General features: G+C 70.2%; 10 protein-coding genes. 7 read left to right on the top strand and 3 right to left on the bottom strand.

What is annotated here, in order from left to right; all coding sequences use genetic code 11:
• Window positions 1-93: 93 nt before the first annotated feature.
• From ACWIF2_RS04600 to ACWIF2_RS04590, 3 genes are all read left to right on the top strand, one after another.
• Complete coding sequence (locus ACWIF2_RS04600) at window positions 94-669, top strand: TerD family protein (protein ID WP_454358569.1); 576 nt, start codon at window positions 94-96, stop codon at window positions 667-669.
• A gap of 125 nt (window positions 670-794) precedes the next feature.
• Window positions 795-1,940: a DUF475 domain-containing protein gene (locus ACWIF2_RS04595; protein ID WP_454358568.1), complete on the top strand. Its 1,146-nt coding sequence runs from the start codon at window positions 795-797 to the stop codon at window positions 1,938-1,940.
• 129 nt (window positions 1,941-2,069) lie between these two features.
• Window positions 2,070-2,810: a TerD family protein gene (locus ACWIF2_RS04590; RefSeq protein ID WP_382595151.1), complete on the top strand. Its 741-nt coding sequence runs from the start codon at window positions 2,070-2,072 to the stop codon at window positions 2,808-2,810.
• A 34-nt stretch (window positions 2,811-2,844) separates the two neighbouring features.
• Here ACWIF2_RS04590 and ACWIF2_RS04585 read toward each other — a convergent pair whose 3' ends face one another.
• Window positions 2,845-3,720, bottom strand: a complete 876-nt coding sequence (locus ACWIF2_RS04585) for a TerD family protein (RefSeq protein ID WP_454358567.1) — start codon at window positions 3,718-3,720, stop codon at window positions 2,845-2,847.
• Window positions 3,721-3,948: 228 nt separating this feature from the next.
• Between ACWIF2_RS04585 and ACWIF2_RS04580 the strand changes: the two genes are divergently transcribed.
• From ACWIF2_RS04580 to ACWIF2_RS04570, 3 genes are read left to right on the top strand one after another with little or no spacing between them, the layout of a single operon-like run.
• Window positions 3,949-5,115, top strand: a complete 1,167-nt coding sequence (locus tag ACWIF2_RS04580; RefSeq protein WP_454358566.1) for an HpcH/HpaI aldolase/citrate lyase family protein — start codon at window positions 3,949-3,951, stop codon at window positions 5,113-5,115.
• A gap of 31 nt (window positions 5,116-5,146) precedes the next feature.
• Window positions 5,147-7,741, top strand: coding sequence for a phosphoribosyltransferase (locus ACWIF2_RS04575; protein ID WP_454358565.1), 2,595 nt, complete (start codon window positions 5,147-5,149; stop codon window positions 7,739-7,741).
• Window positions 7,741-8,550: an HAD family hydrolase gene (locus tag ACWIF2_RS04570; RefSeq protein ID WP_454358564.1), complete on the top strand. Its 810-nt coding sequence runs from the start codon at window positions 7,741-7,743 to the stop codon at window positions 8,548-8,550. Before ACWIF2_RS04575 ends, ACWIF2_RS04570 begins: the two co-directional genes overlap by 1 nt.
• Here the strand turns inward: ACWIF2_RS04570 and ACWIF2_RS04565 are convergent.
• Complete coding sequence (locus ACWIF2_RS04565) at window positions 8,471-9,268, bottom strand: DedA family protein (protein ID WP_454358563.1); 798 nt, start codon at window positions 9,266-9,268, stop codon at window positions 8,471-8,473. The two genes, ACWIF2_RS04570 and ACWIF2_RS04565, sit on opposite strands and share 80 nt — an antisense overlap.
• 47 nt (window positions 9,269-9,315) lie before the next feature.
• A complete protein-coding gene (locus tag ACWIF2_RS04560) occupies window positions 9,316-9,534 on the bottom strand; it encodes an FmdB family zinc ribbon protein (RefSeq protein ID WP_382492939.1) in 219 nt (72 codons plus the stop codon).
• A gap of 140 nt (window positions 9,535-9,674) precedes the next feature.
• Here ACWIF2_RS04560 and ACWIF2_RS04555 point away from each other — a divergent pair, with 140 nt between their 5' ends.
• Complete coding sequence (locus ACWIF2_RS04555) at window positions 9,675-11,792, top strand: transglycosylase domain-containing protein (RefSeq protein WP_454358575.1); 2,118 nt, start codon at window positions 9,675-9,677, stop codon at window positions 11,790-11,792.
• Window positions 11,793-11,808: the final 16 nt, after the last annotated feature.

Below are 11,808 nucleotides of genomic sequence, written 5' to 3'. Positions count from 1 at the left end.
TGGGGCGCGGGCCAGGACTCCTCGGCCCTGGCCGCGTCCGTCCGGGCGGTGCTGTGCAGGACCACCTCAGAAAGAACACCCGGGGAGGGAATCATGGGCGTCACGCTCGCCAAGGGAGGCAATGTCTCCCTGTCCAAAGCCGCACCGAACCTCACGCAGGTGATGATCGGGCTCGGCTGGGACGCGCGCTCCACCACCGGAGCCCCCTTCGACCTCGACGCCAGCGCCCTGATGTGCAGTGGCGGGCGCGTGCTCGGGGACGAGTGGTTCGTGTTCTACAACCAGCTCAAGAGCCCGGACGGTTCGGTGGAGCACACCGGTGACAACCTCACCGGTGAGGGCGACGGCGACGACGAGTCGCTCCTGATCGACCTCTCCAAGGTGCCGCCGGGGTGCGACAAGATCGTCTTCCCCGTCTCGATCCACATGGCCGACGAGCGCGGCCAGACCTTCGGCCAGGTCAGCAACGCCTTCATCCGCGTCGTGAACCAGGCGGACGGCCAGGAACTCGCCCGCTACGACCTGAGCGAGGACGCCTCCACGGAGACCGCGATGATCTTCGGTGAGGTCTATCGCTACCAAGGCGAATGGAAGTTCAGGGCGGTGGGGCAGGGGTACGCGTCGGGGCTGCGGGGGATCGCGCTGGACTTCGGAGTCAACGTCTCATAACGCGTTATGAGCAAAATCCGGGGCCCGGTGGGGTATGGAGGGGGCCGGACTAGACTTCGGCTTCAAAAGTTCGTAAAGCCGGGTACGGCGCGGGGGAGCCCCGTACACACACGATTGGGTAGCCAGTGGTTCTGAAAACCTTCGGGTGGTCGTTCGCGGTCACCGCGCTCGGCCTGGTCGCAGCGGTTCTCTACGGAGGGTGGACCGCGTTCGGCGTCGTAGCGATCCTGTCCGTCCTCGAGATCTCGCTGTCCTTCGACAACGCGGTGGTCAACGCCGGGATCCTGAAGAAGATGAATGCCTTCTGGCAGAAGATCTTCCTCACGATCGGCATCCTGATCGCCGTCTTCGGTATGCGGCTGATCTTCCCCGTCGTGATCGTCGCGCTCAGCGCCCAGCTGGGCCCGCTCGAGGCCGTCGACCTCGCGCTCACCGACAAGGACCAGTACCAGCAGTACGTCACCGACGCCCACCCGTCGATCGCCGCCTTCGGTGGCATGTTCCTGCTGATGATCTTCCTCGACTTCATCTTCGAGGACCGTGACATCAAGTGGCTCGGCTGGCTGGAGCGCCCGCTGGCCAAGCTCGGCAAGGTCGACATGCTGTCGGTCTGCATCGCCCTGATCGTCCTGCTGATCTCCTCGATCACCTTCGGCGCCAACGCCCACCAGCACGGCGGCACACACGCCGACAAGGCGGAGACCGTCCTGCTGGCCGGTATCGGCGGTTTGATCACCTACATGATCGTCGGCGGCCTCTCCGGCTACTTCGAGGACAAGCTCGAAGAGGAGGAGGAGCGCGAGCACGAGGCCGAGGAGAAGGCCGCCCGCGAAGGCAAGCCCAAGTCGGCGGTGAAGCTGGCCGGCAAGGCCGCGTTCTTCATGTTCCTCTACCTCGAGGTCCTGGACGCGTCCTTCTCCTTCGACGGTGTGATCGGCGCCTTCGCCATCACCAACGACATCGTGCTGATGGCCCTCGGCCTCGGCATCGGTGCCATGTACGTCCGGTCGCTGACGGTCTACCTGGTCCGCGAGGGCACCCTCGACGACTACGTCTACCTGGAGCACGGCGCCCACTACGCCATCGGCGCGCTCGCCGCGGTCCTCCTCGTCACCATCCAGTACGAGATCAACGAGTTCATCACCGGCTCCATCGGCGTCATCCTGATCGGCGCCTCCTTCTGGTCCTCCGTGCGCCGCAACCGCGCCATCGCGGCGGCCGAGGGAGAAGCCGGCTCGGACGAGAAGACTGAGGTCTCCTCCGGGGTGTGACACCCCTCCGGGTGAGGAACGCTCTGTGCGGGGCGGCTGCCGAGGCGAGTCCTCGGCGCCGCCCCGTCGGTCGTCAAGGCCGTGGGCCATGCGATGACCTGCGGTCTCCAAGTGAACGTGGGGGGCGGAATGGGCCTGTTCGACGGACTTCGGCGCGGGCGCGATGTGCAGTTCGACTCGGGCCACGCGGCGACGAACGCGATCGAACTGACCAAGCGGCGCGCACAGATATCACTCACCAAGCAGGACGCGGCCACCGGCCATCTGCGCGTCAACCTGAGCTGGCGGATGCGCACGTCCGACATCGGCGGCCCGCAGCGCGAGAGCCTGCTGCGGCACCCCTTCCGGGCCCTCAAACCACCCGAGGTCGTCGGCCACAGCCAGAGCATGGTCAACGTCGACCTCGACCTGGGCTGCCTCTACGAGCTCCAGGACGGCACCAAGGGCGTCGTCCAGCCCCTCGGGGGCTACTTCGGCGACGTCAACGCCCCGCCGTACGTCAAGCTCAGCGGCGACGACCGGTTCGGCTCCGGGTCCGGCGAGACGATGTACATCAACCTCGACCACCGCGAGAACATCAAGCGGCTCCTGGTCTTCGTCTACATCTACGACCAGACACCCGCCTTCGACCGCACCCACGCCAGCGTCACCCTCTACCCGAGCAGCGGCCCGCGCATCGAGATCCACCTCGACGAACGCCAGCCGCAGGCGCGCTCCTGCGCCGTCGTCATGATCGAGAAGATCAAGAACGACGAGATCATCGTGCGCCGCGAGGCGAAGTTCGTCTACGGGTTCCAGGCCGAGCTGGACCGCCTGTACGGGTGGGGTCTGCAGTGGGGCCGGGGCTACAAGACGAAGGTGGAGCGCTGAGGGCCCGCCCTCAAGGGTGCGGGCCCGGGGCTTCTCAGCGTCCGATGAACTGCGGGCCCTGCGGAGGCAGGCGGAAGTCCGGGTCGGGGGCCGCGGTGACCGGCGGCGGGTAGCCGTAGCCGGTCTGCGCCCCCGTGACGCCCGCCGCGGCCGGTGCCTGGGGGTAGCCGTACGCGGGCTGGCTCGCGGGCTGCGGATAGCCGTACGCCGGCTGGGTCGTCGGGGGCTGCTGGGGCGGATAGCCGTACGCGGGCTGCGCGGGGACGGCGGTCGGCTGCTCCGGAGGCAGCGGCCGCGACACCTCGGGGGCGGGCTGCTGCGTGGTCGCGGCGTTGGTGGACAGGGCCGACGTCTCCTGCGCGGCCTCCGACTCGTCCACCGAGATGCCGTAGTCGGTCGCCAGCCCCTGCAGCCCGTTCGAATAGCCCTCGCCCAGTGCCCGGAACTTCCAGCCCTCGCCGCGCCGGTACAGCTCGCCGCAGATCAGCGCGGTCTCCTCGCCGGTCTCGGGCTTGACGTCGAAGTACGCCAGGGCTTCCGCCTCGCTGCCCGCCGCGTCGTACAGCAGAATGCGCAGCGCCTGCACGCGGTCGAAGGAGACGCCGTCCGCCGATGCGACCAGCAGAATCCGGCTGACTCCCGACTCGACACCGGTGAGCTCTGTCTGGATCGTGTCGGTCAGGCCCTCGGCGGCCCGCTTCTTGCCGAGCCGCCACACCTTCCCCGAGGGGTGCCGGGGCTGGTTGTAGAAGACGAAGTCCTCGTCGGAGCGCACACGACCGTCGGGGCCGAGGAGCAGCGCGGAGGCATCGACGTCCGGAACCCCCTGTCCGGGTGTCCAGCGCAGCACGGCGCGCACCGTGGTGGCTTCCAGCGGGACGTTCGACCCCTTCAGCATCGCGTGCGTCATGCGGTCATCCTGCCTTCTCGGTCCTGCTCACGACAACGCGGGGGCCGGGCGCCACGAGCGGCGCCGACGGCCGTCGCGGACTACCGTCGTCTTGGCCGGGCCTGGCTGTGCTTGCCCGCGTTACCTGAAATTCATGCCTGACGGGAACCTCTGACATGGACTTCTACGTACTATTACCGGCCACCTTTCGACGATTCGCAGGCCGCACGACAACCACGGGGGAGTTCCATGCGTCATTTCGGGCACATCGCGCCTGAGGTGCGGAAGCGTCTCTTCCACCGCGAGCCGTGTGTGTTCACGCCGGACTCCCCGGCCCGGCTGCTCGCGGCGGCCCTGGGCGCCACGCTCTACAGCCCGGCCACCCGGCCGCGTCTCGCCGACGACGTCCTCAAGCAGGCCGGGCGCGGTGTCGTCTCGATGGTGGTGTGCCTCGAGGACTCGATCGACGACGCGGACGTCGGCCCGGGCGAGGAGAACCTCGTCCGCCAGTTCAGGGCGCTCGCCGCCCTCCCGGACGCCGACCTGCCCCTGCTGTTCATCCGGGTCCGCGCCCCCGGGCAGATCCCCGACCTCGTGCGACGGCTCGGCCCCTCCGCCCGGCTGCTCTCCGGTTTCGTACTGCCGAAGTTCACCGAGGAACGCGGCATCCCCTTCCTGGAGGCGATGGCGACCGCCGAGGCCGAAAGCGGCCGTCGCCTTTTCGCCATGCCCGTGCTGGAGTCCCCGGAGCTGCTCTACCGCGAGTCCCGTGTGGAGACCCTGGAGGGCATCTCCCGGGCCGTCGACAAGTACCGCGACCGCGTGCTCGCCCTGCGCCTCGGCGTGACGGACTTCTGCTCCTCCTACGGGCTGCGCAGAGGCCCCGACATGACGGCGTACGACGTGCAGATCGTCGCTTCCGTGATCGCCGACGTGGTGAACATGCTGGGCCGCGCCGACGGGACCGGCTTCACCGTGACCGGGCCGGTGTGGGAGTACTTCCGGGTCCAGGAGCGCATGTTCAAGCCGCTGCTGCGGCAGAGCCCCTTCCTTGAGGTGCAGGCCGCTGAACTGCGCGAGAAGCTGATTGAGCACGCCATGGACGGCCTGCTGAGGGAGATCTCCCTGGACCACGCCAACGGCCTGCTGGGCAAGACCTGCATCCACCCCTCCCACGTGCTTCCGGTGCACGCCCTGTCGGTCGTCAGCCACGAGGAGTTCTCGGACGCCCAGGACATCCTGCGCCCCGAGCGCGGCGGCGGGGGTGTGCTTCGATCGGCGTACACGAACAAGATGAACGAGGTGAAGCCGCATCGGGCCTGGGCCGAGCGGACCCTGCTGCGTGCCGAGGTTTTCGGCGTGGCCAACGGGGACATCGGCTTCGTGGAACTGCTCGCCGCCGGCCTGCCCGGCTGAACGCACGGCATCCGAAGAATTCGAACGGTTGGTGGAGAAGGCAGTGAACGAGGGGGTGCACGGCGAGGTGCGCGACGAAGCCGGCGGTGTCTGGTCCGGCAGCTGGGTCGCGGAGCGGCTCGGCGTCGAGCTCGTCGGCGAGGACCGGCTGACCGACCTGCTGGGGCTGGCGCTGCGGCGCAACCCCAAGCGGGCCCATCTGCTGGTGTCGAACGTGCTGGGCAAGCATGTGCCGCAGTCGCCGTCCGTCGTCTACGGCCAGGGCGTGGAGCTCGGCCGCCGGGTGCGAGCGCTGCTGGGCGAGGAGGAGTCGGCCCGGGCGGTCGTCCTCGGCTACGCGGAGACCGCGACCGGCCTCGGCCACTCCGTCGCCGACGGGCTCGGCCTCGCCCCCTACCTGCACTCCACGCGCCGCCCCGTCGCCGGTATCGCGGCGGCCGGCGGCTTCGAGGAGGCCCACTCGCACGCGACCTCGCATCTGCTCCTGCCGGAGGATCCCGCGCTGCTGACCGGGGACGGGCCGCTGGTCCTGGTCGACGATGAGTTCTCCACGGGGAACACGGTGCTCAACACTGTCCGTGATCTTCATGGGCGGTATCCGCGGCGGAGGTATGTCGTGGTGGCGCTGGTGGACATGCGGTCGGCGGAGGATGCGGGGCGGCTGGAGGAGTTCGCGCGGGAGATCGGGGCGCGGGTGGATCTTGTGGCGGCGGCTTCCGGGACTGTGCGGCTGCCCGAGGGGGTGCTGGAGAAGGGGCAGGAGCTGGTGGCGCGGTACGAGTCCGACAGTGCCGAGGCAGGTGGTGTTTCGTCTGCGGCGCCGTCGGGGCTTGTCGCGCAGTTCCCCGCGCCCCCAAACAACGGCGCAGCCGTCGAAGCCGACCAGGAGGCCAACCCCCTAGGGGCGCGGGGAACTGCGCGACAAGCCCCCACCGGTCCGCACTCGGGATACAACCGCATAGACCTGCACTGGCCAGCCAACCTGCCGGACGGCGCCCGGCACGGGTTCACCCCGGCCCATCGGGAGCGCTTGGAGGCCGCCCTGCCCGGCATGGCCGCCCGGATCGCCGACGCCCTGCCCCCGAACGCCCGCCGCGTGCACATCCTCGGCTTCGAGGAGCTGATGTACGCCCCCCTCAGGCTCGCCCACGCGCTGGAGCGGACCGCGGACGTCGAGGTCCGTTACTCGACCACCACCCGCTCACCCGTCCTGGCCGTCGACGACCCGGGCTACGCGATACGCACCCGCCTCGCCTTCCCCGCCCACGACGACCCCGCGGACGGCCCGGGCGAGCGGTACGCCTACAACGTCGCCGGTGCCGGATTCGACGCCGTCGTCGTGGTGGTCGACTCGGCCGGGGACACCCCCGCGCTGCACGCGCCCGACGGACTGCTGGCCCGGCTCGCCGCGCACACGCCGCGGGTCCTGCTCGCCGTCATACCGTCGTACGTCCCCGAAAGGCCCTCAATGCTGCCCGAGCCCCTGCGCGGCCCCGCGTTCTCCTCGTACGCGCCCGAGGAGGTCGGCTGGCTGCTGCGGGACCTCTCGGACGTGACCCTGGAGGCGCCGACCGAGGAGCGCGAGGAGGCCATCCAGAGCGGCGGCGCGCACTACGCGGAGTCGCTGCCCGTGGAGTACCAGCCGAGCGAGCGGTACCAGGAACTGTTCCACGCCGCGCTGGACGACTCGGCGGCCCGTATCGCCCAGGCGACCGGCGTGGTCACGGAGACGATCCTCGCCGAACGCGGTCCCCGCCCGGTCCTGGTCTCCCTGGCCCGCGCGGGAACACCCGTCGGCATCCTCATGCGCCGCTGGGCCCGGCACCGGCACGGCCTCGACCTGCCGCACTACGCCGTCTCGATCGTCCGGGGGCGCGGCATCGACGCCAACGCGCTGCGCTGGCTCGCCGCGCACCACGACCCGCGGGACGTCGTCTTCGTCGACGGCTGGACCGGCAAGGGCGCCATCACCCGCGAACTCGCCCAGGCCCTGGAGGAGTTCGAGAAGTCCGACGGCATCACCGGCTTCAGCCCCGAGATCGCGGTCCTGGCCGACCCGGGCTCCTGCGTACGGACCTACGGCACCCGGGAGGACTTCCTCATCCCCTCCGCCTGCCTCAACTCGACCGTGTCCGGCCTGATCTCGCGGACCGTGCTGCGGGCGGACCTGGTCGGTCCGCACGACTTCCACGGCGCGAAGTTCTACCGCGAACTCGCCGGCACCGACGTCTCGGTGACCTTCCTGGACGCCGTGTCCGCCCGCTTCCCCGAGGTCGAGGACGCCGCCTGCGCCCAGGCCAAGGAACTGCTCGCCGCCGACCGCTCACCCACCTGGGAGGGCTGGGCCGCCGTCGAGCGCATCTGTGAGGAGTACGGCATCCACGACGTGAACCTCGTCAAGCCCGGCGTCGGCGAGACCACCCGGGTGCTGCTGCGCCGCGTGCCCTGGAAGATCCTGGCCCGGGCCGGGGCGGGCAGCGACCTCGACCATGTACGCCTGCTCGCCGAGCAACGCGGCGTGCCCGTCGAGGAGACCGCCGAACTGCCCTACACCTGTGTCGGGTTGATCCACCCCAAGTACACCCGGGGCGCGACCGGCGCCGACGGCAAGGCGGTGTCGGTCTGATGCGCGCACTAGTCGCCAGCGACCTCGATCGCACCCTGATCTACTCCGCCGCCGCCCTGGCGCTGACCATGCCGGACGCCCGGGCGCCCCGGCTGCTGTGCGTGGAGGTGCACGAGAGCAAGCCGCTGTCGTACATGACGGAGACGGCGGCCCAGCTCCTCACCGACCTGGGCGACGCGGCCGTGTTCGTGCCGACGACGACCCGGACGCGCAAGCAGTACCAGCGCATCAACCTGCCGGGCCCCGAGCCCACGTACGCGATCTGCGCCAACGGCGGCCACCTCATGGTGGACGGGGTCTCCGACCCCGACTGGCACGCCCAGGTGACCGCACGGCTGGCCGACCAGTGCGCGCCCCTCGCCGAGGTGCAGGAACACCTGCTGAGGGCCGCCGACCCGGTCTGGGTGCGCAAGCACCGCGTCGCCGACGACCTCTTCGCCTACCTCGTGGTCGAGCGGGAACTGCTCGACGAGGACTGGGTGAAGGAACTCGCGGTGTGGGCCGAGAACCGCGGCTGGACGGTGTCCCTGCAGGGCCGCAAGATCTACGCGGTGCCCAAGCCGCTCACCAAGAGCGCGGCGCTGCGTGAGGTCGCCCGGCGGACCGGGGCCGAACTCACCCTCGCCGCGGGCGACTCACTGCTCGACGCGGACCTGCTCCTCGCGGCGGACCAGGGCTGGCGCCCGGGCCACGGGGAGCTGGCCGACACCGGTTTCACGGCTCCCTCGGTCAGGGTGCTTCCCGAACGGGGCGTTCTCGCCGGGGAGCGGATCCTGCGGGAGTTTCTGGGGGCAGTGCGGGGCGCCTGAGAACCCGGGTGTCCTGGTCGTCGTGCGGGTGCGGCGTTGTTGTGGCCGTTCGCGCCCCGCGGCGGAGCCGCTGATCGACTCGGCCCCGCGCCCCTTCGGGGCGTCGGAGGAGCCGTACCGCGATGAACGCCGCCACCGCCACGGCAGCCACGGCGAGGACCACCTTCGAGTAGGTCGAGACGATGTCCGAGACCTGGTGCCAGTTCGCGCCCAGCAGGTAGCCCGCGAGGACGAACACCGTGTTCCAGATCGCGCTGCCGAGGGTGGTCAGGCCCAGGAAGACCGGCAGGCGCATGCGCTCGACACCCGCCGGAACGGAGATCAGGCTGCGGAAGATCGGGATCATCCGGCCGAAGAACACGGCCTTGGTGCCGTGCTTGAGGAACCAGGCCTCCGTCTTCTCGATGTCCGCGACCTTCACCAGCGGCAGCCGGCCCGCTATCGCCACCGTCCGGTCACGGCCGAGCAGCGCACCGATTCCGTACAGCGCGAGCGCGCCGATCACCGAGCCGGCCGTCGTCCACAGCAGGACGGCGAGCAGGCTCATCCGCCCGCTGCTCGCGGCGAACCCGGCGAGGGGCAGGATCACCTCGCTGGGCAGCGGCGGGAACAGGTTCTCCAGGGCGATGGCGAGACCGGCACCCGGCGCGCCCAGCGCGTCCATCAGGTCGTTGACCCACTGCGGTCCGGCGTCCGCGGCGGCTGCGATGGCTGTCATGCCGCCACGCTAGGAAACCGAAGCTGAAGGACACCTGAGGAAGCGGGTCAGCCGCAGCAGCCCCCACCGCAGCAACCGCCGCCACCGCCCGCGCGGGGTGCCGGTGCCGGGGCGGAGGCCGAGCCGGCCACCGCGACCGTGGAGAGGAGCTTCACCGTGTCGTCATGGCCCGACGGGCAGGCCGCGGGGTCGGAGGACTCCGCCATGGGACGGCTCAGTTCGAAGGTGTCGCCGCAGGTCCGGCAACGGTACTCGTAGCGAGGCATGGGGACAGATTAATCGATCATTTCCGCCGCACCAGTGTGGAGAAGTTGTAAAGGCCGCTGGTAGCTTTCCCGCGAGCACCACAGTAAGCGGGGAGGGTGACGCAGCCGTGACCAGGGCTGGCTGGGAGCCGGAAGAGACCATGCAATTGAAGGCTCCCGCTTCCTTATGTGTAGAGAATGCGCAATATGCGCGCCAGTCGGGAAATCCGGAATCGGGTGGGAACGAATCCGGCGGGAGTGGATCCGGAGTGCCGCGCCGTCGGCGCAGAGCTCCCCGCCCTTCTCCGCTGTCCCGCATACGCGCCGCCGCGCGCCCCCTGCGGGCCCCGCTCCTCCGGCTCCGGCCCTGCTACCCGCACACCGACCGCACCGGCTGGCGTCGCTGGGCGCCCTCCGGGCGGCAGTGGCTCGGCGCCGCGCTGACCCTCACCGGCCTGACCACCGGTTTCCTGGGTGTCGCCTACGCCGCCACCGACATCCCGGAGAACCTCAACTCGTACGCGACCCAGCAGGACAACGTCTACTTCTGGTCCGACGGGACGCCCATGGCACGCACCGGCTGGGTGCGGCGGCAGGCGATGCCGCTGAAGGACATCCCCGAGGACGTCCGCGACGCGGTGCTGGCGGCGGAGAACGCGAGCTTCTACAGCGACCCCGGCATCTCCTTCAGCGGCCTCACCCGCGCCCTGTGGCGCACCGTCGGCCGGGGAGACACCCAGGGCGGCTCCACCATCACCCAGCAGTACGTCAAGAACGTCTACCTCAACCAGGACCGCTCGGTCGGCCGCAAGTTCACCGAGGCCATGCTCGCCCTCAAGCTCGACAACGGGATGAGCAAGGACGACATCCTCCAGGGTTACCTCAACACCAGCTGGTTCGGCCGCGGCACCTACGGCATCCAGCGGGCCGCGCAGGCCTACTACGGCAAGGACGTCGGCGAACTCGACGTCGGAGAGGCCGCCTTCCTCGCCTCCCTCCTCAAGGGCGCGGGGCTCTACGACCCGGCTCTGAGCAAGGCCAACCACGCCCGGGCGGTGGAGCGTTGGTCATGGATTCTCGACCGCATGGTCGAGAACGGCACGCTCTCGAAGTCCGAGCGTGCCCGGTACGCGACGTTCCCCGAGCCGCTGAAGCGGGCGCCGGGGTACGACACCGGCAAGCAGAGCGACTACCTCGTGGAGCTGGCCGCCCAGTACGCCAAGAAGGCCGCGCACATCTCGGCCAGGGAGTTCGACCTCGGCGGCTACCAGATCTACACGACCTTCGACCGCAAGCAGGAGACCGCGCTCACCGACGCCGTGGCCCAGGCTCGCGCGCGGGCGCTGAAGGCCGACGCGGCCAAGGCGAAGTCCCTGCACTTCGGCGCCGCCTCGGTGGCCACCGACGGGCGGATCCTCGCCGTCCACGGCGGCCCCGACCACCGTACGCAGGGCTACAACGAGTCGAACGCGACCACTGTGCCCGCCGGTTCGGCCTTCCTGCCGTTCGTCTACGCCGCCGCCCTGGAGAAGGGCGTGCACAAGACCCGGGACGGCGCCGTCACCAGGGTCACCCCGCGGACGCTGTACGACGGGGACGACGGCATCCCCGTCAGGACACCCGAGGGGCCCTACTGGGACCGCGGCGGCAAACAGGTCACCTCCCACAACGACGGCAGGAGGTCCTACGGGCGGATCAGCCTGAGCCGGGCGCTCGCCCTGTCGGTGAACACGCCGTTCATGCAGCTCGGCATGGACACCGGCCTGGCCGAGGTGCGGGACACCGCCCAGGCGGCGGGCCTGCTCTCCTCCAGCTTCGGCCCGCAGGTGCCCGCGATGTCCCTGGGCAGCGCCACGCCCAGCGCGATCCGTATGGCGAGCGGATACACCACGTTCGCCGCCGCCGGCACGCATTCCGAGCCCTACTCGGTGGCCCGGATCACCCGCAACGGCTCCGAGGCCACGCTGACGAAGCCCGCGTCCCGCCGCGCGGTGAAGGCGAGTGTGGCCGCGGCCGTCCAGTCCGCCCTCACGGACGCCTTCCGCACCGCCCATCCCCGGGCGGACCCGGCCATCGAGGTGGCCGGGAAGGCCGGCACCGTGCAGAACGACACCGCGTCCTGGTACGTCGGCACGGCCCACTCCGTGTCGACAGCCGTCGTGGCCTACCGCATCGACCTCGGCAAGAGCCTCGAACCACTGCCGCTGAACGGGATCGCGGGCACCTCCGGCGACAGCGTCCCGTACACCATCTGGTCCGGGGCCCGGGGCCTCGGCTGACCCCCGCCCGCCCCAC

The organism is Streptomyces sp. NPDC055506, assembly GCF_053643595.1.
Note: the sequence above shows the minus strand (reverse complement) of the source record. Positions and strands in the feature narration are given on the sequence as shown.

What these genes read in the sequence shown, in the direction of transcription:
- ACWIF2_RS04600 (WP_454358569.1), top strand. Translation starts at nt 94, where the DNA reads ATGGGCGTCACGCTCGCCAAGGGAGGCAATGTCTCCCTGTCCAAAGCC.
- ACWIF2_RS04590 (WP_382595151.1), top strand. Translation starts at nt 2,070, where the DNA reads ATGGGCCTGTTCGACGGACTTCGGCGCGGGCGCGATGTGCAGTTCGAC.
- ACWIF2_RS04585 (WP_454358567.1), bottom strand. Translation starts at nt 3,720, where the DNA reads ATGACGCACGCGATGCTGAAGGGGTCGAACGTCCCGCTGGAAGCCACC.
- ACWIF2_RS04580 (WP_454358566.1), top strand. Translation starts at nt 3,949, where the DNA reads ATGCGTCATTTCGGGCACATCGCGCCTGAGGTGCGGAAGCGTCTCTTC.
- ACWIF2_RS04570 (WP_454358564.1), top strand. Translation starts at nt 7,741, where the DNA reads ATGCGCGCACTAGTCGCCAGCGACCTCGATCGCACCCTGATCTACTCC.
- ACWIF2_RS04565 (WP_454358563.1), bottom strand. Translation starts at nt 9,268, where the DNA reads ATGACAGCCATCGCAGCCGCCGCGGACGCCGGACCGCAGTGGGTCAAC.
- ACWIF2_RS04560 (WP_382492939.1), bottom strand. Translation starts at nt 9,534, where the DNA reads ATGCCTCGCTACGAGTACCGTTGCCGGACCTGCGGCGACACCTTCGAA.
- ACWIF2_RS04555 (WP_454358575.1), top strand. Translation starts at nt 9,675, where the DNA reads ATGCAATTGAAGGCTCCCGCTTCCTTATGTGTAGAGAATGCGCAATAT.